A 24439-nucleotide genomic window follows, 5' to 3' on the forward strand; every position below is an offset into this window, starting at 1 on the left:
TGGCCGCGCGTCTCTTGCGTTACCGGACCTAGGGAGGCGGTGGCGGTGCCAGCAGCGGAATGGTGATCGGCGGCAGGCCCGGAATCTCGATGACCTGCAATCCGACCGACGCCGGCGGCCCATCATCCGGGGGCGGAGGAGGTGGTGGTGGGATGCCGTTGCTGATTTGGATCGTGATGATCGAACCGGGGATTGTCTGGCCGTTCGGCGATGTCCCCACCACCTCGCCGTATTTCGCGCTGCTATTCACCGCGGTGGGTTGGTCGGCTACCTGGAAACCCGCGTCCTTCAGACGCTGGCGCGCCTGGTCCACATCCAGACCGGCCACACTGGGTACCCGCGAGGCTGCCGAACCATCGACATACCGCGGATCGGTGGGCGGCAAGTGCACCTCGCCGAAGTTGTTCGCAATCGGCTTGAGTGCAGTGAACCAGGTACGGGCCGGCTCGTTGCCGCCGTACAAGTCGCCGTTTCCGCAATGACGCAGCGGACCAGAACACAGATCGGTTGGTGAGGTCGAGTCGTCGTAGATGTAGTTCGCCGCCGCGTAGCGGTTGGTGAAGCCCACAAATCCGGAGGATCGGTGGGCCTCGGTGGTGCCCGTCTTGCCGGACATGGGCAGGTCCCAGCCCGCGGCGCCGGCCGAACCCGCCGCCGTGCCGCTGCCTACCGCGTCTTTGCTCATGGCGTTGGCGAGGGTGTTGGCCAGGCCTTCGGGTACCACTTGGTCGCAGGTTTCGGTGGTAACTGCAACCTGGTTGCCGTTACGGTCGATCAGCTTGTCGATCGGATTCGGTGGGCACCACACCCCGCCGGAGGCTAAGGTGGCCGCGACGTTGGATAGTTCTAGTGCGTTGACCTCGATGGGTCCCAGGGTGAACGAGCCGATGTTCTGCCGTTTGACGAAGTCGGCCAGGCTCTCGTTGCTGTCCGGGTTGTAGTCGCGGGCGGTGCCGGGATTGGCGTAGGACCGCAGGCCAAGTTTGATGGCCATGTCGACCGCGCGGCTGACCCCCACCTGCGAAATCAGCTTGGCGAACGCGGTGTTGGGCGAGGTGGCCAGGGCGTCGGTCACGTTCATCGACCCGCGGTAGTTGCCGGCGTTAACCACGCACCAGGTGTCCTTAGGACAGCCTTTGGCGCCGCCGCTACCCAGCCCTTTGGCCTGAAACCGCGGCGGCACGTCGAGTTGGGCATTGATGCCCATGCCCATGTCGAGTGCGGCGGCCGTGGTGAAGATCTTGAAGATGGATCCCGCGCCGTCGCCAACCAGCGAGAAAGGCTGGGGTCGCATGGTTTCCCCGGCTTCGGTGTCCAGGCCGTACTTACGATTGCTGGCCATGGCCAGTACCTTGTGCGAATCCTTACCCGGCGCGATCACACTCATCACGCTGGAGATGCCGGCCAGGTTCGGGGGAGCGAATTTGTCGATGGCCGCCTTGACCGGCACCTGTACGTCCGGGTCCAAGGTGGTGCGGATGAGGTAGCCACCCCGGGCAAGCTGGTCCTTACTAATTCCCGCGCGCGAGAGGTACTCCTGGACGTAGTCGCAGAAGAAGGCGCGATCGCCGGCGGCGATGCAGCCGCGGGGCAGCTCGTTGGGTTGGGGCAGGATTCCCAACGGCTGCGTCTTCGCAGCGCTCAAGGCGTCGGCCTCTTGCGGGATGTTCTCGATCATGGTGTCCAAAACCAGGTTCCGACGGGCCAGCGCACCCTCAGGGTTGGTGTACGGATTCAGTGTGCTGGTCGACTGCACCATGCCCGCCAGCAGCGCCGCTTGCTGCCAGTTCAGGTCCGAGGCGTTGATGCCAAAGTATGTCTGCGCCGCGTCTTGTACCCCGAAGGAGTTGTTGCCGAACGACACCAGGTTCAGATAGCGGGTCAGGATCTCAGGCTTGGTGAACGTCTTGTCCAGGGTGAGCGCCATCCGGATCTCCCGCAGCTTGCGCGCCGGGGTGGTTTCGACGGCGGCCCGCTTCTCGGCGTCGGTTTGGGCGGTGACCAGCAGCTGGTAGTTCTTCACATACTGCTGCTCGATAGTCGAACCGCCACGAGTGTCGAGGTCTCCGGAGGCATAGCCGGCGAGCCCGGTCAGGGTGCCTTTCCAGTCGACGCCGTTGTGTTCGGCGAAGCGCTTGTCCTCGATCGAGACGATCGCCAGCTTCATGGTGTTGGCGATCTTGTCCGACGGCACCTCGAAGCGGCGCTGAGAGTACAACCACGCGATGGTGTTGCCCTTGGCGTCGACCATCGTCGACACGGCCGGAACCTCCCCCTGCAGAAGCTGAGCCGAACCGTTGGCGACTACCTCAGAGGCGCGGTTGGACATCAATCCCAGACCGCCTGCAAAAGGAAACATCAGTGCCGCGGCGACGATGCTGGCCAACAGACAACACCCTGCGAGCTTGAGCAGAGTGAGTGCGACCGGAGGGCGCTCGGGCATGCGTACTACAGTAGCGACCCCTTGTCACGCCTCCGCGCCCTGCGACGGAAAAAAATTTTTCTTTAGCACGCTGTGCTTGGCGGCACCAGGGGGGTGGTAACTTATTTTGTGCCTGCGTCACAGGTCAGGGCCTCGAAAGGGGACAGGCTAGGCGCGTTTCCCCCGGCCGATGGGTGTAAGACTGGACGCCCGTCCCAAAAAATCCGTTATCAGACTGTTGCGCAATTACCACCTGACCACCTAACTTATAGAAGCAGTGAGATTCAGGTAACACCGATGTGCACAGTGTGGGTCAGAGCGCAGCATCGGCTGGTACCCGAGAGGGCGGTCGCGGCAAACGACCGGGAGGAAGGGATCAGCTCGTGTCAGATACCAGCGGTGACGATCGACGGACCAACCTGACGTCTGGACAGAACCTGCTGCGCAGTGTCGAGTCGGACGAACGGATCAACTGGGTTTCGAAGGCGCTGTGCCGCGCGACCGACCCGGATGAACTTTTCGTCCGCGGGGCCGCGCAACGTAAGGCCGCGGTCATCTGCCGCCACTGCCCGGTCATGCAGGAATGCGCGGCCGATGCGCTGGACAACAAGGTCGAGTTCGGTGTGTGGGGCGGCATGACTGAGCGCCAGCGCCGGGCGCTGCTCAAGCAACATCCAGAGGTGGTCTCGTGGGCGGATTACCTCGACAAGCGCAAGCGCCGCAGCGTCGGTTAAGAAACGTTCGGTTCAACCCTGGCGGACCAACCCGCCAGGGTTGTTGTTTCTGATTGCTTTTGTGTTACGCCAGCCGGTCCAGGTGTAACTCGGTCAGTGCGCGCAGGGTGTAGGTCGGCTCGTAGCTGAAGCTGCGGGCGCCGGCTGGGCCGTGCTGGGCCGCGCTTAGTCGGATCTCAGACAGCCGGTCGAGAATGCGCTCGAGGGAAATGCGGCCCTCCGCCCGGGCCAACAACGCGCCAGGACATGTATGGGCGCCACGGCCGAACGCCACATGGTCGCGCGCATTGGACCGATTCAACTGGAACTTGTGCGGGTCATCGAACTTGCGCGGATCGCGGTTGAGGGCGCCCGGGCACACCATCACCACCGTACCCGCGGGAATCGTGACGCCGCCCAGCGTGGCTGTCCTGCGCACCAGCCTGAAGTCACTCTTCACCGGGCTTTCCATCCGGAGGACTTCCTCGATGAAGTTCGGGATCCGGCTGTGGTCGTCGCGAAGCTGTTGCGCCAGGTCGGGGCGCTCGGCCAGCAGCCGAAGCGACCAGCTCAGCAACACGGCGGTGGCACCCCGCGCCGCCGTAAACAGAAGTGTGGCCAGTCGGGCGACCTCGGCGACCTCGGGTAGCGATCCGTCGGGGTAGCGCGCGCTGGCTAGCCGCGTGAGCATATCGGGGCGCGGCTCGTATCGCCGCTCCCGCAGATAGCGACCGAACTTGTCATCGAGCCATGCGAGCGCGTTGTGCTGCACCGGTGCGTGATCCAACGCGCCGACCGGAGCAATCGGGCGCGGCGCCTCGAACGTGTCGCGGTCTGCTGCCGGTATTCCGAGCAGATCCGCAATCACCCTTGATGAAAATGGCTTGGCGTATCCGGACACAAACTCGCACCTGCCGCCGTCGATGAAACTGTCGATCTGCTCATCAGCGAGGCGCCGGATCAACTCCTCGTTCGCCTGAAGCGGCTTAGGCGTGAGCAGACGACGCAGCAATGACCGCGTTCGGGAATGCTCGGGTGGGTCCATCGTGGTCAGGTACTGGTTCATCGGCATCTGGTCGCGGTACTGCTCGATCTGCTCGTCGATGTCGTCGCCCCGGGGTTCGAAGGGTAATGGCGGGAACGGTCCACCCACCGCCACAATCGACGAGAACGTCCCGGAGTCCTGGTAGACGATGCCGCCCTCCGGATGCCCGGTGACGGCCACCACGCCGTGATGCGGCAGGCGCAGCACCGGGCTCCTGGCCCTGAGGTGGTCGAAGTAGGGGTACGGATCTGATAGCAGGAACTCGTCGGTGAAGAAGTCGACCGAGTCGTAGCCGCTCAACGGACTGATCCTCGACGTTGCATTGGCAAACTCCTCTCGCAACGGTAAGCCAGCAGTACGATCCAAAAATACCAGCTCAGATGAGGATTTCGACAGGGGCTTCGTAGCTTACCTAACATACTAGCTAATACATTTCTAGATCAACAGTCCATGGAAGTAATCATGCGCTTGATTTATTGTCGCACATGTGCAAGATTGGCTCCCGTAAGTGAAGACAGCTCGGTTGGGCAGATAGCTGCGCTCCCGGTAGGGGCTAACGCTCGGCCGATCTGAACCAGGAAAGGAATCAACAATGCCCGTCGTTCTGACTCGCAACGAATCGCGCACGGCTACGGAATTCTCGGCTGCCGAGCTCGAGACATTACGTGCCGTCCATGAAAAACTCGCCATCGCTCGCAGCGCCCCGATCAAAATGTTGGATGACGCCTGGCTCTGCATCTGCGCGGTGCCCGAGTAAGCATTTAGCAACCCATGGTGAACAAAGAAAGCTCTGTCGATTCAGCTGTGCTCAGGGGCATGGACACGCTCTGCTCCAGCTATGCCGAATTGACGTCCGATGACCGAGTCCTCATACTTTATTCGGAGGAGCTGGCAGGTCCAGCTGACCAAAGTTTGCTCGGGACCTTGCGCGAGCGGATCGCCGCGCACTCCGCTGACGTTCGGATAGCGCCCGCCGACCATCTTGACGAGTACCACCTTGCAACTTGCGATGCGCTGCTCTTGGTCAGCAACCTATCCAGCAGTCATCGCGCAAAGGTACTCGAGTACCTCCAATCTGCCGGCGAGCGGTTGAAGGCCCGAATCTTTCGGGTCTTCAACTTCTCTCCAGAGCTCTTCAAACTGGCGCTGGCCGTAGATCGTGCTTCCCTGGACGATTTGAACAATTCGATCATCGGAGCGGGCCGGTCGGCCCGGCAGATCCATATCACTAATGAGGCCGGGACAGATCTGCAGATCCGCCCATTGGCAGATGGTGGATGGACAAATAGCAGCGGATATTTCGGTGGACGATTCCCTGCCATTTTGCCACCCGGCGAGGTGAATACTTACACTCCCCATGTGACGGGAATAGTGGTGGCCGATGGGGCGGTGAATTCAAGCTTTGGCTTTCCGGGCGATCCTCGGCTGGCCGCCAAACCCATCACGCTCGAAATCATCGAATCAGTGGTAAAAAAAGTTACTTGTTCTGATCGATTGGTGTCGAACGTGCTGCGTAGCTTCTTCGAATTCGACAACGCTGACCGCGTGGGCGAAGTGGGTTTTGGCACCAACGAAGGCATTACCGAATGGGTTGGTTTCCTGTCGCACATCAATGAGCGGCATCCAGGCCTGCACCTCGGGCTGGGAACTCCGTCGCAGCCGCGGTCAAAAGTCGGGTGGAACTCGCCGCTACACCTCGACATGATCCTGGATGGCTGCCGGATCTGGTTCGACGAGACGCTCGTGTTCTCAGATGGGTGCTGGGATCGCGCTGCACTCGCGACGCTGTATCACGGCGCGACGATGGACGACGTCTTACACGTCGACGCAGTGTGAGGCTCGCCCCACTCGACGCTGGCGGCACTTCGACGACTTCCTCAGCGGCCCGCCACGCGGGCGTCACCGACCGAAGTGATCTGATCAGCGAGCGCGCGCAGCGCATCTAGGTCAGAGACGTCGAACGGCAGTGATGGAACCCCAATCACCGGTACGTGCGGATTAGCCCCGGTAAACCGCGACAATAGCCGGATCTCTCGCTTGGCCGTTTGGCCTCGCTCAGCATGGATCCGCAATACCGCGGCTGCCAGCGACGCGGCTTCAGAGTCGGCGTGCCCGTCCTCCAACGTTTCGCTGGCGTCGATTGCGCGTTCGACGGGTAGTGGACACAGCATCGGGTGAGTGCGGTTCAAGACCAGGCCGGCCAGCGGCATGCCCTCTTGGGACAAACGATCAACGAAGAAAGACGCCTCGCGCAGCGCATCAGGTTCAGCCGCCGACACCACGACGAACTGGGTACCCCGGCGTTTCAACAGCGCGTAGGTTCGGTCCGCCTTCTCGCGGAAACCTCCGAACGTGGCGTCCAGCGACTGAACGAATGCAGCGGCATCGCTCAACATTTTCGAACCGAGCACAGTGGACATCGCTTTCATGGCCAAGCCCATCACACCGGTTACCAGCCGCCCGATGCCCCGACCCGGCGCAAGTAGCAGTCGCCACAGTCGGCTATCCATGAAGCTGCCCAGCCGCTTTGGCGCGTCCAGAAAGTCCAGCGCGTTGCGCGACGGCGGCGTGTCCACCACGACCAGATCCCAGCGGTCCTGGGCCAAGAGCTGCCCCAGCTTCTCCATGGCCATGTACTCCTGCGTGCCGGCCAGCGATGTGGCGACAGTCTGGTAGAACTGATTGTCCAGAATCGATTGCGCCCGTTGTGATCCGGAATACTGAATGACCATTTCGTCGAACGTGCGCCGCATATCAAGCATCATCGCGTGCAGCTCGCCGGGAACCTCGGGCGCCAACGGCACGCGTTGCGGGGTATTGCCAAGATCATTGACACCCAACGCTTGTGCCAGTCGCTTGGCGGGGTCGATGGTCAACACGACTACGGTGCGGCCATATTCGGCGGCCCGCAACGCAATTGCGGCGGACGTGGTGGTCTTCCCGACACCGCCGGCGCCACAGCACACCACCACCCGGTTAGTTGTATCGGCCAAGATAGCGGCCATATCAAGTGTTTCCGGTACGTGGCTCATCGAACCCCCTGCTGAGCAAGCGATTCCGAAAGTTCGTACAAGCTGCCAAGATCGACGCCATCGGAAATTGTCGGTAACTCCAGCCGTGGAACTTGCAGCGCCTCGAGTTGTTGTGCGGTTTCGGCGCGTGCGCTGATCCGGGTGGCGTGTTCAATCGTCTCAGTCAGCAGCCCGGCGAAGTCAGCTTCGGACAGCTTGACCCCGGCCATCGCCAACCCGGCACGTACCGAGTCCGCATCGACATCGCCTTCGGCGGCCTTCGAGAGGTCGTCGGGATTCAAGTAGGCCGGAATGTTGCGGTTCACGATGACACTGCCGATCGGCAATTCCATGCCGGCGAGGTCTTCGATGGCCTCCAGCGTCTCCTGCATTGGCAGCGCTTCCAGCAAAGTCACCAGATGGATGGCGGTCTGGTCGGAGTGCAGCAACTTCACCACGCCTTCGGCTTGCGAATGCACCGGCCCACCCTTGGCCAGGTCGGACACCGCCTTGGTGACGTCCAGAAAGCGTGCGATCCGGCCGGTCGGGGGGGAGTCGACGACAATCGCGTCATAGACCGGGTGCTTGGTCCCTTTATTGAGGCGCACCACGGTCTCTTTGATCTTGCCGGTCAGCAGCACGTCGCGCAGACCAGGCGCAATCGTCGTCGCAAACTCGATCGCACCCACGCGCCGCATCGCCCGGCCCGCGATGCCCAGGTTGTAGAACATCTCTAGGTATTCCAGGAACGCGGCCTCAATGTCGATGGCCAGCGCGTTGACCTGCCCGCCGCGTTCGGCCGTTGCGATCCTGACCTCTTGATAAGGCAATGGCGGGACATCGAAGAGTTGCGCAATCCCTTGGCGCCCTTCGACTTCCACCAAAAGGACTTTGCGGCCCCCGGCTGCCAGAGTCAGCGCTAGTGCTGCTGCGATCGTTGATTTTCCGGTGCCGCCTTTGCCGGTCACGAAGTGCAGGCGAGCCTTCGACAAACGCGACGGCCAGCCGACGGCACTGCTGCCGCTAGATGTGTTCGCCACCATCGCATGCTAGCCCCACCCAGCTACCCGGCTACCGGGCTGGCCGCAGCTTCTCAGCTGCTCCGGATAAGCTCGCGGCATGACCCAACCCGCCGCATGGGAGTACGCAACGGTTCCGCTGCTCACACACGCCACCAAACAGATCCTCGATCAGTGGGGAGCCGACGGCTGGGAGCTGGTCGCAGTGCTACCCGGGCCAACTGGCGAACAGCATGTTGCCTACCTGAAGCGGCCGAAATAATGGACGCTAAAGCGCGGCTCGCGCAACTGGGCATCGCGCTCCCTCAGACGGTGGCACCGTTGGCGGCCTACGTTCCAGCGGTGCGCGCCGGCATCCTCGTGTACACCGCGGGCCAGCTGCCCTTCGAGGGCGGAAAGTTGACCCGCACCGGCAAGGTAGGCGCAGACGTGACGCCGGAGGAAGCCAAAGCGGCGGCACGGATCTGCGCTCTCAACGCGCTAGCCGCAGTGGACTCACTGGTGGGTCTGGACGCAGTGACCCAGGTGGTCAAGGTGGTCGGATTTGTCGCCTCCGCGCCGGGCTTTCACGGTCAGCCCAGCGTCATCAACGGAGCCTCCGACCTGCTTGCCGAGGTCTTTGGTGACGACGGAACCCATGCGCGTTCAGCGGTTGGCGTCGCCGAGTTACCGCTGGGCGCTCCAGTGGAGGTCGAGCTGATCGTGGAGGTCGGCTAGCGGCCGTGACCGAGACGCTGACGCATCCCGCGTACGCGCAGTTGCGGGCGGTCACCGACACCGCCTCGGTCTTGCTGGCGGAAAACCCCGGTCTGATGACGCTCGAGGGCACCAACACCTGGGTACTCTGCGGCCCGCGCAGTGACGAGCTGGTCATCGTCGACCCGGGCCCAGACGACGAGCACATCGCCCGGGTCGCCGCGCTGGGCCGTATCGCGCTGGTGCTGATCAGCCATCGCCACGGCGACCATACCGACGGCATCGACAAGCTGGTCGAGCAGACCGGGGCGCCGGTACGCGCTGCGGCTGAGCAATTTCTGCGCGGCGATCACGTGGTGCTCAGCGACCGGGAAGTGATTGACGCGGCCGGGCTGAGCATCACCGTGCTGGCCACCCCGGGTCACACGGCCGACTCACTGTCGTTCGTCCTCGATGATGCCGTGCTAACCGCCGACAGCGTGTTGGGCCGCGGCACCGCCGTCCTCGACAAGGAGGACGGGAGCCTGTCGGACTACCTGGAGTCGTTGCACCGGCTGCGCGGATTGGGTCGGCGGACCGTCTTGCCCGGGCACGGGCCGGAGCTGGCCGACCTCGAGGCGGTTACGCAGGGCTACTTACTGCACCGGCACGAGCGGCTGCAACAGGTGCGCGGGGCGCTACGCGACCTCGGCGAGGGCGCCACCGTGCGCCAAGTCGTCGAGCATGTGTATGTCGACGTCGACGAGAAGCTCTGGGACGCAGCAGAGTGGTCCGTGCAGGCCCAACTGGACTATCTGCGAGTTCCTTAGCGCGAGCAGTCGCAGAATCGCACGAATGGCGCGGTAATGATGCGAGTCTGTGTCTGCTCGGCGGAGCTAGCGAGCCCGGCGCGCCAGTCTCTCGCTGTCGGAGATCAGCACGCTCTTGCCTTCCAACCGGATCCAGCCGCGGTGCGCGAAGTCGGCCAGGGCCTTGTTCACCGTTTCCCGGGAGGCACCCACCAGCTGGGCGATCTCCTCCTGAGTCAGGTCGTGGGTGACCCGCATCGCGCCACCTTCCTGGGTGCCGAAACGCTGGGCCAGCTGCAGCAGCTGTTTGGCCACCCGCCCGGGCACGTCGGTAAAAATGAGGTCAGCCAGGTTGTTGTTGGTGCGGCGCAACCTGCGCGCCAGCACCCGCAGCAGCTGTTCGGCGATCTCCGGGCGATCGGCGATCCATGCTCGCAGCGCGTCGCGATCCATCGAAACCGCTCGCACCTCGGTGATTGTGGTTGCGCTGGACGTGCGCGGCCCGGGGTCGAAGATCGACAGCTCGCCAAACATGTCGGACGGACCCATGATGGTCAGCAGGTTCTCCCGGCCGTCAGGTGAACGGCGTCCGATCTTCACCTTGCCCGAGATGATGATGTATAGCCGATCGCCCGGCTCACCTTCCGCGAAAACCGTGTGTCCACGGGGGAAGTCAACGGGTTGCAGTTGCTTGGTCAGTGCTGCGACCGCGTTGGGCTCCACCCCTTGGAAGATTCCTGCCCTTGCCAGGATCTCGTCCACGTTGCCTCTTCAGCTTTCCAACGAAGTGATACGGGCAGGCCGGTCCTCATGACCAGTGCCGGTCTACAGGTTAGGCCAATCGGTACGACCTGCCAACGCTACACACGATTGACGTGTCGAGTCGCCCCAACCGGGAAATGGGTGTGGGCCTGAAACGGGTCCGCGTGATGCTTTCCGGTCAGGGCCTTGGGCGGGGGAGCCTCAGTGAGGGCCAGCGTGTGGACATCGACAGGCTGGGCGTGCTCGAGAAACAAGGCAACATCGGAAGCGGTCAGGGTGTCGTCGGCAAGGGTGCGCTCCAGCCGCTCCAGCCCGAGCGTCGTCAACATCAGCAACGCGGGAATGCACGCTACCAGCAACCACGACACAAGGAGAGTAAACATGTCCTTGAATCAACACACGGTCTCAGACAGATCACGAAATCAGTACTCTGTCGTAGGTGACAGCGGCACAGTCGTCTGGGCGGTCTAAGTCCAGTTCAGCCACTCCCGCTCCGGACGTCGCCAAGCGGTGGTCGTCCGAGACCCGCCCTGCCCTGGTGCGTCGGGCGCGACGGATGAATCGCAAACTCGCCCAAGCGTTTCCGCATGTGTACTGCGAGCTGGACTTCACCAATCCGCTTGAGCTCGCGGTGGCCACCATCCTGTCGGCCCAGAGCACCGACAAGAGGGTGAACCTGACGACGCCGGCTTTGTTCGCGAAGTTCCGGACAGCGCTGGACTATGCAAAAGCCGATCGCGAAGAACTAGAAAACCTCATCCGTCCCACTGGCTTCTTTCGTAACAAAGCGAACTCGCTCATCGGTCTCGGGCAAGCCCTCGTCGAGCGCTTCGACGGCGAGGTGCCTGCCACCATGGCGGAGCTGCTGACACTGCCTGGCGTCGGGCGCAAGACCGCCAACGTCATCCTGGGGAATGCCTTCGGTATCCCCGGCATCACGGTCGACACCCATTTCGGACGCTTGGTGCGGCGGTGGCACTGGACGGCCGAAACCGACCCAGTGAAGGTGGAATACGCGGTCGGCGAATTGATCGAGCGTAAAGAATGGACGGTGCTCAGCCACCGGGTGATCTTTCATGGCCGGCGCGTGTGTCATTCCCGCAAACCCGCGTGCGGCGTATGCGTGCTCGCCAAAGACTGCCCGTCCTACGGAATCGGGCCCACCGATCCGCTGCTGGCCGCTCCCCTGGTCCAAGGACCTGAGACCGAGCACCTGTTGGCCCTGGCCGGACTGTGACATTGCGGCTGACCTCGACAACCCGCTGGACGATTGCGGTGGTGGCGGTAGTGGTCGCGCTGGTCGTGGCGCTCGTAGCGCAGTTGCGTGACGACTCCGCATCCACTGCGACCACCGCATCCATGAACCCGCCTGCCGCACGCGCACATCGTGATGCCGACACGCCGGCGGCGCTGGCCAGGCCACGGCAGCGCGCCAACCTGCTGCCCTGTCCCGAGGCAGCCGGCGGCGCGGCGTCGTCACCACTACACGGGGTGGTAGTCGAATGCGCGGCGGACGGTTCGGCCGTCGACGTCGCGAAGGCGCTGGCCGGGCGCCGGGTGGTGCTCAATTTGTGGGCCTACTGGTGTGCGCCCTGTATCGCCGAACTGCCGGCGATGGCCGAGTATCAACGACGGGCGGGATCGGGCGTCATGGTGGTGACCGTGCATCAGGACGAGAACGAGACGGCCGCGCTGTTGCGGTTGGCCGACCTTGGTGTTCGATTGCCGACGCTGCAGGACGGCCGCCGCACCGTGGCCGCGGCATTGGGGGTGGTAAACGTGATGCCCGCGACGGTGGTCTTGCGGCCGGACGGTAGCGTGGCCCAGACGCTGCCGCGGGCTTTCGGCAGCGCTGATGAGATCGCGGCTGAGGTCGGAAACGAGGCGTAATGCGCGCCTGCTCAGCAAAGGAGGCGCCGGTGACCGCTGGGCTTGCCCTGACGCCCGAGGTCGGTCCGTCCTGGCTGCGCCCGCTGATCGACAACATCGACCGGGTGCCCGACGCAGCGCGGCGGCGCCTGCCAGCCGAGTTGGTCGCTATGGTGACAGCCGCCGGAGCCGCGGCTGCCCTGCGCCGCAATGAGCGGGACGCCGCGGTTTTGGTGCTGTTCTCCGGCCCGCAGTCGGCTCCAGCGCAGGGCAGCTTGCCGGACGATGCAGACCTACTGCTGACCGTGCGCGCGTCGACCCTACGTCACCATGGCGGCCAGGCCGCATTTCCGGGTGGGGCCTCCGACCCCGGCGACCAGGGGCCGGTCGCGACCGCTTTGCGAGAAGCCCATGAAGAGACGGGGCTCGACCTGTCCAAGCTTTACCCGCTGGCCACCATGGAGCGGACCTTCATCGCGCCATCGCGATTCCACGTCGTGCCGGTCTTGGCCTATTCGCCCGACCCCGGCCCCGTGCAGGTCGTCAACGCGGCCGAAACGGCGATCGTGGCGCGCGTTCCGGTGCGCGCCTTCATCAATCCGGACAACCGCCTGATGGTGTACCGGCGTACCCTCAGTCGACGCTGGGCCGGACCGGCGTTTCTGCTGAACCAGATGTTGGTATGGGGATTCACCGGCCAGGTTATTTCTGCGGTGCTCGATGTTGCAGGTTGGGCCCAGCCGTGGGACACCAGCGATGTCCGCGAACTAGATGATGCCATGGCGCTGGTCGGCGAGCAGGGTGGGCTGCGATGAATTCGATGAACGCGATGACCCCGTCCCAATGGCTGGATATCGCCGTATTGGCGGTCGCCTTCATCGCGGCGATCTCGGGTTGGCGCTCGGGTGCGCTGGGCTCCATGCTGTCGTTCGCCGGTGTGCTGCTGGGCGCGATCGCCGGCGTGCTGCTTGCGCCGCATATCGTCAGCCATATCGCCGCTCCTCGAGCCAAGTTGTTCGCCGCACTGTTTTTGATCCTGGGCTTGGTGGTGATCGGCGAAGTCGCTGGTGTGGTGCTCGGCCGGGCCGTCCGTGGCGCGATCCGCAACCGGCCGATCCGGGTGATCGACTCGGTCATTGGGGTTGCGGTTCAGCTGGTGGTGGTGCTGACCGCGGCGTGGCTGTTGGCGACTCCGCTGACGCAGTCAAAAGACCAGCCGGAATTGGCGGCGGCGGTTCGTGGTTCGCGGGTGCTCGCCGAGGTCAACGAGGTGGCGCCGGTCTGGCTGAAGACGGTGCCCAAGCGACTTTCGGCGTTGTTGAACACCTCTGGCCTGCCTGCGGTGTTGGAGCCGTTCAGTCGCACCCCGGTCATCCCGGTCGCCTCACCGGACTCGGCGCTGGCCCAAAACCCCGTGGTGACGGCCACCGCGCCCAGCGTCCTCAAGATCCGCAGCCTGGCGCCTAGCTGTCAGAAAGTGCTGGAAGGCAGCGGCTTTGTGGTCGCGCCCGACCGGGTGATGACCAACGCGCACGTGGTAGCCGGATCTAACAGCGTGCAGGTGTACGCGAGCGGCAAACCTCTTGATGCCACCGTGGTGTCCTATGATCCTTCCGTCGACATCGCGCTCTTGGCGGTGCCGAACCTGCCGCCGCCGCCGTTGACCTTCGCCGCACAGGAAGCTCAGACCGGCACCAGTGTGGTGGTGCTGGGCTATCCCGGGGGCGGCAACTTCACTGCGACCCCGGCCCGCATTCGCGAGGCGATCAAGCTCAGTGGTCCCGACATCTATCGCAGCCCACAGCCGGTGACCCGCGACGTGTACACCATCAGGGCCAATGTGGAGCAGGGTGACTCCGGCGGCCCGCTGATCGATTTGAGCGGCCAGGTGCTCGGTGTGGTGTTTGGCGCGGCGGTCGACGACCCAGAGACGGGGTTTGTGCTAACCGCCGGCGAAGTGGCTGACCAGCTCGCCAGAATCGGCGCCACCCAACGGGTCGGCACCGGGGCCTGCGTCAGCTGACCCGGTGCACTTGATCGAGGAACCGAGTTAGATGCTTGTTGACTTCCACGGGCGTTTCCTCATGGCTGAAATGTCCGGCGCCGGCGATGGACACGTAGCGCCCGTGCGGTGCATAACGTTGGGTACGTTCGACGGGATCGGCCAGCACGTAGGGATCGGCGTCGCCGCGCAGGTGTAGCAACGGCACAGCGAGCTGCTGGCGCATCGACTTCATGAACCGCAGGCCTTCGGCGCGCAGCTGGCTACGCACCGCCCAACGTTGGTACTCCAGCGCACAGTGCGCGGCGGCCGGAATCTGGATGGCCTGCCGCAGATAGCCTATGCTCTGCGAAAAGTCTTCGGAAACAGCCCATTTGGCGGCGCTGCGGCTGCGCATCAGGCGCTCGAGCTCGTCCGCGTTGTGTCGGGTCAATACGTGCTCCGGCCACAGCGGCATCTGGTAGCGCAGCAGTGTGGGTAGCAGTGCTCGCCCCTGATCGCGCCGGGTCACGGTGGACCGGCGCAGCGCCACCGGATGCGGTGAGCTGATCAACGCGATGGCGCGCACCAGACGTGAGTGCAGCAGCGCAGTGGTCCAGCAGGCCAATCCGCCATCGGCGTGGCCTACCAACGTCGCTGACGAGTGCCCCAGCGCGCGGATGAGTCCGGCCGTGTCCCCGGCCAGCGTCCAGCCGTCGTAGCCGCGGGGCGGTTTGTCGCTGCCGCCATAGCCGCGCAGGTCAACCGCAACTATCCGGGCGCTGGTCAGTCCGCGCAGCTGGTGCCGCCAGGACCACCAGAACGAACCAAATCCGTGCAAGAGGATCACCAGGGGACGCGCGGTGGTCGGTGCCGTGTCAGCCGGGTCGGTCGGTCGGCTGGTCGGGCTGGCCTCGACGACATGGAACCGGATGCCGTTGGCGTGCACGTCCAGATGGCGCCATGGCCCGACGATGCGGGTCACCGACGGATCTGGCGCCGGCATTTACCAACCCGAGGGATCGGTGGGCGTTTTGCCCTCAGCGGGGGCTGGCGGTCGGGTCACGGCCGGGGCCTTGTCGTGGCCCGGGATGAGGGCGGTGCGCGTCTCCTTCACCGATTCGATGGTCTGCCGCGGTCCCCGGATGCGGCGCACCTTCAAGAAACCCAGCAGGGCCAGTACGGCGGTGGTCACCACCATCAGCCCGAACACGATCAAAAACGCCACCCAACGCCATAGCCAGGTGTCGAGCAGCTCGGCGAGGAAGAAAAACAGGAAAAAGGTGGAGTAGAACAATACGACCAGCGCGGAGATGAACAAAACGCTGCCGGTCAAACCCTTTTTGACATCGCGGGTAATCTCGGCGCGGGCTAACTCGATCTCGGCCCGCACCAGCGTCGACATCTGAGTCGTTGCGTCTTTGATCAAGTCGCCCATCGACGGCTCGGCGGGCCGGGCGTGCGGATCGGCCAACGGAATCGTGGTCAGCGTGCTGGGCACACCGTTCGTGCGATCAGGTTTGCTCACAGACGGTCCTCTCGATTTGACGGCTGCGGTTTCGCGATCGTCGCGGATTATGTTGCCATGCGCTTCCGTGCCGTATGAGGCCAGTCGAACACGGTGCCAGACCGGGCCGTTTCACCTTAATAAATTGACCGTCCGCGGGTATTCCCAACAACAGCGGACGTAATCTTGCAATCATCTACACTGGCGCATCTGTCCTCCGATTGTCCTTCGATATCCCACCTCTCGACGGGAGTACCACTTTGCAGACGGCGCACCGCTGCTTCCCCGCGGTGATCGTGGCCGTGCTTCTGGCCCTGGTGTCTCTTCCCGCGAGCACGGCGGTCGCCGACGACAAGGTTCCGTTGGGCGGTGGCGCAGGCATCGTCGTCAACGGGGGCACGCTATGCACCCTGACCACCATTGGCCATGACAAGAACGGCAATCTCATCGGCTTCACCTCCGCCCACTGCGGCGGCCCGGGCGCGCCCGTCGCCGCTGAGGGCGAGGAAGCCAAAGGCGTGGTCGGCACGATGGTCGCCGGCAACGACAGCCTCGACTATGCGGTTATCAAATTCGACCCGGCCAAGGTGATCCCGGTAGCCAACTTCAATGGCTTCGCAATAAACGGCATCGGCCCGGACCCGACATTCGGCCAGATCGCTTGCAAACAAGGCCGCACCACCGGCAACTCGTGTGGGGTCACCTGGGGGCCGGGACAGGATCCAGGCACTATCGTGATGCAGGTCTGCGGCGGCCCCGGCGATTCGGGGGCGCCGGTGACGGTCGACAACCTGCTGGTTGGCATGATTCACGGCGCCTTCAGTGACGACCTGCCCAGCTGCGTTACCAAGTACATTCCCCTGCACACCCCGGCCGTGGTGATGTCGATCAACGCCGACCTGGCCGACATCGTCGCCAAGAACCGGCCTGGATCAGGCTTCGTCCCGATAGCGGGCTGAGCTACTTCGCCTGAGCGGCCCGGATTGCGTCGAACACGCTGGGATCCAGCAGGGTCGACGTATCACCCAGCTCGCGGTTTTCGGCGACGTCACGCAGCAGCCGACGCATAATCTTGCCGCTGCGGGTCTTGGGCAGTTCGGGCACGACGTGGACCTCCCGTGGGCGGGCGATAGGGGAGATCTCCCGGGCCACCTCGGCGCGGAGTTCATCTGCGGTTCCGGCATGCGCGGTGTAGTTGGCGCGCATTACGACGAACGCGCAGATGGCCTGGGTAGTGGTCGTGTCGGTGATCCCGACGACGGCCGCCTCGGCCACCCCGGGATGGCCGACGAGCGCCGATTCCACCTCGGCGGTGGACATACGGTGCCCGGACACGTTCATCACATCGTCGATGCGGCCCAAGATCCAGATCGCGCCGTCGGAGTCGATGCGCGCACCGTCTCCGGCGAAGTAGTAACCCTTGTCGGCGAACTTGGACCAGTAGGCGTGCTGGTACCGCGCGGGATCACCCCAGATGCCGCGCAGCATCGCCGGCCACGGCTGATCCAAGACGAGATAGCCGGTGACGTGCTCGCCGCCGTCGGTGTCCGGTTGCAGCGAATCGCCGTGATCGTCAACGATCTTGGCCGAGATTCCAGGCAGCGGGGTCATCGCCGAGCCCGGTTTGGCCGCGGCGACGCCGGGCAGCGGCGTGATCATCGCGGAGCCGGTCTCGGTCTGCCACCAGGTGTCCACCACTGGGGTGCGTCCGGCGCCGATAACGTCGCGGTACCAACGCCATGCCTCGGGGTTGATCGGTTCGCCGACCGAGCCCAATAGCCGCAAGCTGGACAGGTCGTGGGCGTCCGGGATTTCCCGACCCCACTTCATGAACGTCCGGATCAGCGTGGGAGCGGTGTAATAAATTGAGACACCGTATCTTTCGATGATCTGGAAATGCCGGTGCTCGTCAGGCGCATTGGGCGTGCCCTCGTAGAGCACCTCGGTGACACCGTTGGCCAGCGGCCCGTAGACGCCGTAAGTGTGCCCGGTGACCCAACCGATATCGGCGGTGCACCAGAAGACATCGTTAGCTGGCTTGACGTCGAAAATCGTGTACATCGTGTAGGCGGCCTGGGTAAGGTAACCGCCGCTGGTGTGCATGATGCCCTTGGGCTTGCCGGTGGTGCCCGATGTGTAGAGCAGGAAGAGCGGCTGCTCGGAGTCGAAGGCTTCCGGAGTGTGTTCGGGCGCGGCAGGGTCGACGACCTCATGCCACCACAGATCGCGGCCGTCATGCCAGGTCACATCAATTCCGGTGCGGCGCACCACCAGAACGTGTTCGACCGGGCTGTCGGGGTCTGCGACCGCCTCGTCGGCGGCGTCCTTCAGCGGCATCGGCTTACCGTGCCGGAATTGTCCGTCCGCGGTGATCAACAACTTGGCCTGGGCATCGGCGATCCGGGCGTGCAGCGCGGTGGCGGTGAAGCCGCCGAAGACGACGGTGTGCATGATGCCCAGGCGCGCGCAGGCCAGCATGGCGATCACGGCCTCGGGGATTAACGGCAGGTAGATGGCGACGCGGTCGCCGGCGACCAGGCCAAGATCAGCGAGCGCGTTGGCCGCCTTGCACACCAGGGTCATTAGCTCCAAATAGGTTAGGGTGCGGCGGTCGTCGGTGGGTTCGCCCGCCCAATGGATGGCGACCCGGTCCCCGTGGCCGGCTGCCACATGGCGATCCAAGCAGTTGTAGGCGACGTTGAGCGTGCCGCCGACAAACCACTTTGCGAATGGCGCCTCCGACCAGTCCAGCACCTCGGTGAACGGGGTTGCCCAAGTTAGGCGATTGGCCTGGTTGGCCCAGAAATCCAGCCGGTCTGCTGCGGCCGCGCGGTACAGGTCGGCGCGGGCGTTCGCCTGCTCGGCAAACTGCGCCGAAGGCGGGTAGGACGACGGAATTTCGGGTGCGGTCACATATTCGAGCCTAGAGCGTGGCGATGCGGGCGGTGCCGCGCAGCAGGCTAGCCCGACGGGACCCGACCCGTTGCCGCCTGGGCAACGGTAATGGGGTGCACTTGCAGTTGGCAGGCCTCAATGCCGGTCGGCACCGTGAACACCTGTGCGGTTCCAGGAGGAGTGATGCGCAGCTCGGTGTACGTGGCACACGGGTTGCCGCTGCCGTCGACGGCCATGCCTTCGACTATGGCATGGGCCTGGTCGGATGAGGTCAGTGGAACATCAAGCGGTGCATTCACGCCTGACGGCAGGCCGCCCATATAGCCGCGCAGGGTGTCCGTTGCGTGAAGCAGCGGGCCGCCGGCGGCGGTGTCGACCATGGGGTAGCCGCTGAGTGTGCACGGCATGGCGTCGTCGACGAGCGCGAAAATCAGTGTTACCGCACGGTGGCCCATGGCGGCTTGCGGCGAGGTGGCGCTGACCGCCAGTTGCTCGGCCGCGCATGGCGGTGGCTGATCTTTAGGCGCGGCAGATGCGGGTGGGCTGGGGACCGCGCCTATTGCGGTGAGTGCAGATGTGGCAACCAGTAGCCGGTTGAGATGTGGGAGGCGCTCGCGAAGTTTGGGCACATCGACGATTATTGGGGAAAGGGCTGTGCGAGCGCGACAGATCGGACAAAGACGGTGGGCCAGCGTCGTGCGTGCGGTCGGACAACCCCGCATTTTGGAGATGTGGTCGACGGTTTAGTAAAACTGTCAAGCGACTTCAAACCCTTACTGTCACATCGGGATACGTGTAATGTTCGTGCACCGCCAGCACAGATGACCACTGCGGAAATCGGGCGATTATTTCAGCGTCGGACAGCTTGCCCATATCCGGTATCGCACCATCGAGTCCATTGATATGTCCAATGTAAATTTGAGCGCTTCAGCCGGCAACGGATAACGGCCCAAATCCCAGAATATACTCTGGTGAACTATCAGTTTCGTCGCTAGGTAGTGGGGGTGAGGTATCACGAGCGCAACTCTCGCGATCGGCTGCAGGGGTCCACGGTGGAAATGGCGTTTTGGTCGGTGCGGCCGTTCTTGGCGCCGCACGCCACGGTTGCTGGCGTGCCCGGTCATCGTTAGACCAAAGCACTTTTCCGACGCCGGTTAACACCGCGAGAGCGGAATTGGAACCCTCGAAATCCCCGCATAGTCGAGCGTCGAAGATGATCCCGCGCGGGAGCGTTGCGGCGAGAGGCGCATATCGATCAACTCGGCTTCGTTCAAATCGCCTACCGAGTTCAAGGGGTTGCGACCGGAAGACCTGGTTGATGCAACCTTGGGGGTGAACTCATAGAGCTGACTGACAGGATAGAGATGCATAACGCCCGTCCTCTCGCTATTCCGGTAGCGGTATATGCGCGTACCCGTTCGCAGGATCCGGTATTGTTCGCCCGGTAAAAGGATCCACGGTCTGAAGTTGCTCGTTCATGTACACCACATAACCATTCGGATATAAGGGTGTAGGTTCCATGACGCGGACCCGGAACCCACCTGCTGTACCTCGATCCGTCGTATGCTTCGCTCAGCGATGACAACGACTACATCAAGCGCTACCACTTCCTCAAAGGGCTTAGCGTGTATTGGCACGGACTCACCATCATGGAAGAAACCACTACGAAGAAGCTGAAGAAACAGTTCACCCCATTCGCGTACAAACGGACGATCGATGATGCGCTATTGCGGACCTTCGAACACGTCGAGCGCGCTGGGGCGATCGTTTTGTCTTGCTCCCGCAACGCCATACCCGATGCGGCGCGCATCGTGGACCTGCCGGGCAAGGTCAAGCCGGCGGTGGAGATCATTGCCGTCGATATCCGTGCGGGAATATTCACGACCTTGAGATTTCGGCCCGGCGGCGCCCCTCTGCTGAGCCTCGGGCCTTAGGGTCGCTGTCATGCGTCGGATGCAGGCCGTGCTGGCTGCCGTGGCCGCCGGGTTGCTGGCGGTTACGCCGGTGACTGCGTGTGGCGGTGGCCTGTTGAGCCCCAAGGTGGTGCTGGTCAATGGTGGGGAACCGCCCAACCCGCTGATCCCGACTGGCATCAACGACATCAATGGCGGGCGCATCATCGATCGGCTGTTCGCCGGCCTGATGTCTTACGACGCTAGCGGCCAGCCCGCACCCGAGGTCGCCCAGTCGATCGACACCACCGACAACGTCAACTACCGCATCATCCTCAAACCGGGCTGGAAATTCACCGACGGCTCACCGGTGACAGCTTCCTCGTTCGTCAATGCGTGGAACTACGGGGCGCTCGGTGCCAATGCCCAATTGGAGCAGCAGTTTTTCAGCCCGATCGACGGCTTCGACGAGGTGGCCGGTAGTGACGCAACGCGAGCCACGATGTCCGGGTTGCGGATCGTCAACGACCTTGAGTTCACGGTCCGGCTCAAGGCGCCGACCGTTGACTTCACGTTGCGGCTCGGCCATGGCCCGTTCTATCCATTGCCGGACAACGCTTTTCGGGACATGGCGGCGTTCGGCCAGCACCCGATCGGCAACGGCCCGTACCAGCTGGCCGACGGGGCCGACGGACCGGCATGGGAACACAACGTCAAGATCGACTTGGTACCCAACCCGAACTACCACGGCAACCGCAAACCCCGCAACAAAGGTTTGCGCTTCGAGTTCTACGCCAATCTCGACACCGCTTATGCTGATCTGCTATCCGGCAATCTGGATGTGCTGGACACGATTCCGTCCAGTGCCCTGACGATTTACCGGCGCGATCTGGGTGAACATGCCACCAGTGGGCCAGTTGCGGCCAACCAGTTTTTGGACACGCCGTTGCGGCTACCGCATTTCGGTGGTGAAGAAGGCCGGCTGCGCCGGTTGGCTTTGTCCGCGGCTATCAACCGCCCCCAGATCTGCCAGAACATCTTCAGCGGAACCCGCAGCCCAGCCCGGGATTTCACCGCCCAGTCGTTGCCGGGATTCGATCCCAACATACCCGGCAATGAGGCATTGAACTTCAACCCCGAACAGGCCCGTCATCTTTGGGCACAAGCCAATGCGATTTCGCCGTGGAGCGGCCGATACGCCATCGCCTACAACGCCGACAGCGGTCATCAGGAATGGGTGGATGCGGTGGCCAATAGCATCAAGAACGTGCTGGGCATCGACGCCGTCGGCGCTCCGCACCCCACTTTTGCTGGATACCGTACCCAGATCACCAACCGCACCATCAACACAGCTTTTCGTGCCGGCTGGCAAGGCGACTACCCCTCGATGATCGAGTTCCTCGCCCCGTTGTATGCCACCGGCGCAGGATCTAATGACGTCGGATACTCCAGTCGGGAGTTCGACACGGCGCTGGCTGCCGCCGCAGCCGCACCTACCTTGCGCGCGGCCGACGGGCTGGCCAATGTTGCACAGCAAATCTTGTTCCACGACATGCCTGCCGTTCCGCTCTGGAACTACATTGCCGTCGTAGGCTGGTCCACCGAGGTCAGCAACATCACGGTGACCTGGAACGGTCAGCCCGACTACGAGAACATCGTCAAGGCCTGAGATGGGTTGGTACCTAACGCGCCGGATCGCGGCGATGGTGCCGGTCTTCCTTGGTGCGACACTGCTGATCTACGGCATGGTGTTTCTGTTGCCGGGTGACCCGGTGGCCGCTATCGCCGGAGATCGGCCGCTGACTCCCGCGGTGGCCGCGCAGCTGCGGGCCCGCTACCACCTCGACGACCCGTTCTTGGTGCAGTATCTGCGCTTCCTGGGCGGCCTGCTGCACGGCGACCTGGGCCGTGCCTATTCTGGACTGCCGGTCAGTTCCGTTCTGGCCCATGCGTTTCCGGTCACCATCAGGCTGGCATTGATTGCGTTGGTAGTGCAGGCGGTGCTGGGTATCGGGTTCGGCGTGATCGCCGGCCTGCGGCAGGGTGGCATTTTCGACGTCACAGTGCTAGCCGCGGGTCTCATCATCATCGCCGTGCCGATCTTCGTGCTCGGCTTTGTGGCGCAGTTCCTGTTCGGCGTGAAGCTGGGATTGGCGCCCGTCACCGTGGGCGGCCGGGCGACCTTCAGCCGTCTGCTGCTACCCGGGATTGTCTTGGGCGCGGTGTCTTTCGCTTATGTGCTGCGGTTGACCCGGTCCGCGGTCGCCGCCAACGCACACGCCGATTACGTCCGCACCGCCACCGCTAAGGGTTTGTCACGGCCCCGGGTGGTAACGGTGCACATTCTGCGTAATTCACTGATCCCGGTGGTGACGTTCCTCGGCTCGGATCTTGGCGCGCTCATGGGCGGAGCGATTGTGACCGAAGGAATTTTCAATATTCACGGTGTGGGCGGGGTGCTATACCAGGCCGTTACCAGGCAAGAGGCACCAACGGTGGTCTCGATCGTGACGGTGCTGGTAATGATCTATCTGATCACCAATCTGGTGGTGGACCTGCTCTACGCCGCCCTGGACCCACGGATTCGATATGGCTGAGCTAGGCGGCTTCTGGCTGGACACCTGGCGCGGGCTGAGGCGCCGTCCCAAGTTCATCGTGGCCGTCGCTCTGATCTTGCTCGTCATTGTCGTCGCGGCTTTTCCGGCCTTGTTCACCGAGATCGACCCGACCTACGCCGATCCCGACCAGAGCATGCTGAGTCCGTCAGCGGCGCACTGGTTTGGCACCGACCTGCAAGGGCACGACATCTACGCGCGCACCGTCTACGGCGCCCGCGCCTCGGTAAGCGTTGGACTGGGAGCGACCTTCGCAGCGTTTATCGTCGGCACGACGCTGGGGGCGCTGGCCGGCTTCTACGGCGGCTGGCTGGACGCGGTGGTCTCGCGGATCACCGATGTGCTTTTTGGCCTACCGCTGTTGCTGGCCGCAATTGTGCTGATGCAGGTCATGCATCACCGCACCGTGTGGACAGTGATCGCCATACTGGCCTTATTCGGCTGGCCGCAAGTGGCCCGAATCGCGCGCAGCTCGGTGCTGGAGGTTCGCGCTAGCGACTACATCCTCGCGGCTAAAGCATTGGGCGTCAGGAGATTTCAGATTCTGCTGCGACACGCGTTGCCCAACGCCCTGGGGCCGGTGATCGCGGTCGCCACCGTCGCGCTGGGGATCTTCATCGTCACCGAGGCCACCTTGTCCTACCTGGGGGTCGGATTGCCGACGTCGGTGGTGTCCTGGGGCGGCGACATCAATGTCGCACAGATGCGCCTGCGGGCGGGCTCGCCCATCCTCTTCTACCCCGCTGGTGCGCTGGCAATTACGGTGCTGGCTTTCATGATGATGGGTGACGCGTTGCGAGACGCCCTGGACCCGGCGTCACGGGCGTGGCGGGCATGAACCTTGCAGCGCCGCCGCTGTTGTCGGTTGAGGGCCTGCAGGTCAGGTTCGGCGCCGACCAGCCGGTGGTGCGCGGCATGGACTTGACCGTCCTTCGCGGTCAAACCGTGGCCGTGGTGGGCGAGTCGGGCTCGGGGAAGTCCACGATGGCCGCAGCCATTCTCGGGCTGCTTGCACCCGGTGGACGAATCACGGCTGGGCGCATAGTTTTCGACGGACGCGATATCACCGCATTCGACCGGCGGCTGATGCGAGCGATCCGTGGTCGAGAGATCGGCTACGTTCCCCAGGATCCGATGACGAATCTCAACCCGGTCTGGAAAGTCGGCTTCCAGATCCGGGAAGCTTTGCAGGCCAACACCGATGGCCGCCAGGCGCGATGGCGA

Annotated in this window: 25 protein-coding genes and 1 pseudogene; 16 read left to right on the plus strand and 10 right to left on the minus strand. The window is 63.6% G+C overall.

Going from position 1 to position 24439, the window contains the following annotated elements; all coding sequences use genetic code 11:
* Positions 1-28: 28 nt before the first annotated feature.
* Positions 29-2443, minus strand: coding sequence for a transglycosylase/D,D-transpeptidase PonA2 (gene ponA2 / locus F0Q45_RS05980; RefSeq protein WP_149653063.1), 2415 nt, complete (start codon positions 2441-2443; stop codon positions 29-31).
* A gap of 362 nt (positions 2444-2805) precedes the next feature.
* Between ponA2 and F0Q45_RS05985 the strand changes: the two genes are divergently transcribed.
* Complete coding sequence (locus F0Q45_RS05985) at positions 2806-3156, plus strand: WhiB family transcriptional regulator (RefSeq protein ID WP_149653064.1); 351 nt, start codon at positions 2806-2808, stop codon at positions 3154-3156.
* Positions 3157-3220: 64 nt separating this feature from the next.
* Here the strand turns inward: F0Q45_RS05985 and F0Q45_RS05990 are convergent, their stop codons facing one another.
* A complete protein-coding gene (locus tag F0Q45_RS05990; protein ID WP_149653065.1) occupies positions 3221-4480 on the minus strand; it encodes a cytochrome P450 in 1260 nt (419 codons plus the stop codon).
* Positions 4481-4772: 292 nt separating this feature from the next.
* Between F0Q45_RS05990 and F0Q45_RS27535 the strand changes: the two genes are divergently transcribed.
* Together F0Q45_RS27535 and F0Q45_RS05995 are read left to right on the plus strand one after the other, a co-directional pair.
* Positions 4773-4937 (plus strand): hypothetical protein, encoded by a 165-nt coding sequence (locus F0Q45_RS27535; protein ID WP_188112810.1) that lies wholly within the window; start codon positions 4773-4775, stop codon positions 4935-4937.
* 14 nt (positions 4938-4951) lie between these two features.
* Positions 4952-6016 carry a hypothetical protein gene (locus F0Q45_RS05995; protein ID WP_149653066.1) on the plus strand — a complete coding sequence of 355 codons (1065 nt, stop codon included), beginning with the start codon at positions 4952-4954 and terminating at the stop codon, positions 6014-6016.
* A 41-nt stretch (positions 6017-6057) separates the two neighbouring features.
* On the opposite strand, the gene F0Q45_RS06000 is transcribed toward F0Q45_RS05995, so the two are convergent.
* Positions 6058-7212, minus strand: coding sequence for an ArsA family ATPase (locus F0Q45_RS06000; protein WP_149653067.1), 1155 nt, complete (start codon positions 7210-7212; stop codon positions 6058-6060).
* On the minus strand, positions 7209-8234 hold the full coding sequence (locus F0Q45_RS06005) for an ArsA family ATPase (RefSeq protein WP_149653068.1): 1026 nt from the start codon (positions 8232-8234) through the stop codon (positions 7209-7211). Before F0Q45_RS06005 ends, F0Q45_RS06000 begins: the two co-directional genes overlap by 4 nt.
* A 76-nt stretch (positions 8235-8310) precedes the next feature.
* Here F0Q45_RS06005 and F0Q45_RS06010 point away from each other — a divergent pair, with 76 nt between their 5' ends.
* Genes F0Q45_RS06010 through F0Q45_RS06020 form a run of 3 tightly spaced genes read left to right on the plus strand, consistent with a single transcriptional unit; the run spans position 8311 to position 9715 of the window.
* Entirely contained in the window at positions 8311-8472 is a 162-nt protein-coding gene (locus tag F0Q45_RS06010; RefSeq protein WP_149653069.1) for a DUF4177 domain-containing protein, read from the plus strand.
* A complete protein-coding gene (locus F0Q45_RS06015; protein ID WP_149653070.1) occupies positions 8472-8927 on the plus strand; it encodes a RidA family protein in 456 nt (151 codons plus the stop codon). Before F0Q45_RS06010 ends, F0Q45_RS06015 begins: the two co-directional genes overlap by 1 nt.
* A 5-nt stretch (positions 8928-8932) precedes the next feature.
* On the plus strand, positions 8933-9715 hold the full coding sequence (locus F0Q45_RS06020) for an MBL fold metallo-hydrolase (RefSeq protein ID WP_149653071.1): 783 nt from the start codon (positions 8933-8935) through the stop codon (positions 9713-9715).
* Between the two features lie 66 nt (positions 9716-9781).
* Here the strand turns inward: F0Q45_RS06020 and crp are convergent, their stop codons facing one another.
* Both crp and F0Q45_RS30105 read right to left on the minus strand, forming a co-directional pair.
* A complete protein-coding gene (crp, locus tag F0Q45_RS06025; RefSeq protein ID WP_063467201.1) occupies positions 9782-10456 on the minus strand; it encodes a cAMP-activated global transcriptional regulator CRP in 675 nt (224 codons plus the stop codon).
* A gap of 98 nt (positions 10457-10554) precedes the next feature.
* Positions 10555-10839, minus strand: coding sequence for a hypothetical protein (locus tag F0Q45_RS30105; protein ID WP_149653072.1), 285 nt, complete (start codon positions 10837-10839; stop codon positions 10555-10557).
* A gap of 173 nt (positions 10840-11012) precedes the next feature.
* Here F0Q45_RS30105 and nth point away from each other — a divergent pair, with 173 nt between their 5' ends.
* From nth to marP, 4 genes are read left to right on the plus strand one after another with little or no spacing between them, the layout of a single operon-like run.
* The gene (gene nth / locus F0Q45_RS06035; RefSeq protein ID WP_149653073.1) at positions 11013-11693 is read left to right on the plus strand and encodes an endonuclease III; all 681 of its coding nucleotides are present in this window, start codon (positions 11013-11015) and stop codon (positions 11691-11693) included.
* Positions 11694-11701: 8 nt separating this feature from the next.
* The gene (locus F0Q45_RS06040) at positions 11702-12346 is read left to right on the plus strand and encodes a TlpA family protein disulfide reductase (protein WP_149653087.1); all 645 of its coding nucleotides are present in this window, start codon (positions 11702-11704) and stop codon (positions 12344-12346) included.
* Positions 12346-13140 carry an NUDIX hydrolase gene (locus F0Q45_RS06045; RefSeq protein ID WP_149653074.1) on the plus strand — a complete coding sequence of 265 codons (795 nt, stop codon included), beginning with the start codon at positions 12346-12348 and terminating at the stop codon, positions 13138-13140. The genes F0Q45_RS06040 and F0Q45_RS06045 overlap by 1 nt, the downstream gene beginning before the upstream one ends.
* Before the next feature lie 14 nt (positions 13141-13154).
* Entirely contained in the window at positions 13155-14348 is a 1194-nt protein-coding gene (gene marP / locus F0Q45_RS06050) for an acid resistance serine protease MarP (protein ID WP_149653088.1), read from the plus strand.
* Here marP and F0Q45_RS06055 read toward each other — a convergent pair.
* Positions 14341-15312 (minus strand): alpha/beta fold hydrolase, encoded by a 972-nt coding sequence (locus F0Q45_RS06055; protein WP_149653075.1) that lies wholly within the window; start codon positions 15310-15312, stop codon positions 14341-14343. The two genes, marP and F0Q45_RS06055, sit on opposite strands and share 8 nt — an antisense overlap.
* The gene (locus F0Q45_RS06060) at positions 15313-15834 is read right to left on the minus strand and encodes a phage holin family protein (protein WP_149653076.1); all 522 of its coding nucleotides are present in this window, start codon (positions 15832-15834) and stop codon (positions 15313-15315) included.
* A 239-nt stretch (positions 15835-16073) separates the two neighbouring features.
* On the opposite strand from F0Q45_RS06060, the gene F0Q45_RS06065 reads away from it, so the two are divergent.
* Positions 16074-16772 (plus strand): serine protease, encoded by a 699-nt coding sequence (locus F0Q45_RS06065; protein ID WP_149653077.1) that lies wholly within the window; start codon positions 16074-16076, stop codon positions 16770-16772.
* A gap of 1 nt (position 16773) precedes the next feature.
* On the opposite strand, the gene acs is transcribed toward F0Q45_RS06065, so the two are convergent.
* Positions 16774-18726, minus strand: a complete 1953-nt coding sequence (gene acs, locus F0Q45_RS06070) for an acetate--CoA ligase (RefSeq protein ID WP_149653078.1) — start codon at positions 18724-18726, stop codon at positions 16774-16776.
* A gap of 47 nt (positions 18727-18773) precedes the next feature.
* On the minus strand, positions 18774-19268 hold the full coding sequence (locus tag F0Q45_RS06075) for a DUF4232 domain-containing protein (protein WP_373424929.1): 495 nt from the start codon (positions 19266-19268) through the stop codon (positions 18774-18776).
* A 981-nt stretch (positions 19269-20249) separates the two neighbouring features.
* On the opposite strand from F0Q45_RS06075, the pseudogene F0Q45_RS06080 reads away from it, so the two are divergent.
* The 5 genes and pseudogenes from F0Q45_RS06080 to F0Q45_RS06100 form a co-directional block, all read left to right on the plus strand.
* Positions 20250-20570, plus strand: a pseudogene (locus F0Q45_RS06080) (DNA adenine methylase); the annotation flags it as partial.
* 82 nt (positions 20571-20652) lie between these two features.
* Entirely contained in the window at positions 20653-22269 is a 1617-nt protein-coding gene (locus F0Q45_RS06085) for a peptide ABC transporter substrate-binding protein (protein ID WP_149653080.1), read from the plus strand.
* 1 nt (position 22270) lies between these two features.
* A complete protein-coding gene (locus F0Q45_RS06090; protein ID WP_149653081.1) occupies positions 22271-23197 on the plus strand; it encodes an ABC transporter permease in 927 nt (308 codons plus the stop codon).
* Positions 23190-24053, plus strand: coding sequence for an ABC transporter permease (locus F0Q45_RS06095; RefSeq protein WP_188112811.1), 864 nt, complete (start codon positions 23190-23192; stop codon positions 24051-24053). Before F0Q45_RS06090 ends, F0Q45_RS06095 begins: the two co-directional genes overlap by 8 nt.
* Positions 24050-24439: ATP-binding cassette domain-containing protein (locus tag F0Q45_RS06100; RefSeq protein WP_149653082.1), on the plus strand; the 390-nt coding region annotated here is incomplete at its 3' end. The genes F0Q45_RS06095 and F0Q45_RS06100, both read left to right, overlap by 4 nt.

It is taken from the genome of Mycobacterium simiae (assembly GCF_008370645.1).
In the GTDB taxonomy this organism is placed as follows: domain Bacteria; phylum Actinomycetota; class Actinomycetes; order Mycobacteriales; family Mycobacteriaceae; genus Mycobacterium; species Mycobacterium simiae_A.